Source organism: Bacillus sp. EB600 (genome assembly GCF_024494385.1).
Classification (GTDB): Bacteria; Bacillota; Bacilli; order Bacillales; family Cytobacillaceae; genus JAEVLT01.
In genome coordinates, this window is record NZ_JAEVLT010000189.1 from 1 (window position 1) to 340 (window position 340).

The following is a 340-nucleotide window of genomic DNA, read 5'->3' on the forward strand; positions in this document are numbered from 1 at the left end:
GGAGCGTAGACCATTGCTCGATAATTAAGCTTTACAGGAGGACCAAAACGTGACTTTTTTGATACTACTGCAAGGATAAGTTCAATATCCACCGAGGAAAAAATGGCTTCAAATCGTTGGGTAGGTTCTAAATCATATAAATCTTGGATGCTAAACAGGCTTTCTTGTCTTATAATAGGCATAGGGAGTCTTCCTCCAGTCTTATGAGTTTGTGTGGTGCTTACTCAATTCGACATTTTGGGGAGGTACTCCTTTTTCTATTCTTTAAAAGCCTTGAGCCCGTAGGGCTCAAAAATATGAAATTGATTCATATAAATTTTCAAAAAAAGACTTCATTCAT

The 340-nt window shown here is 37.1% G+C and carries 1 pseudogene; it reads right to left on the minus strand.

Annotation, left to right across the window (positions count from 1 at the left end):
* Positions 1 to 182: pseudogene (locus JN080_RS29360) on the minus strand (IS5/IS1182 family transposase); the annotation flags it as partial.
* Positions 183 to 340: the final 158 nt, after the last annotated feature.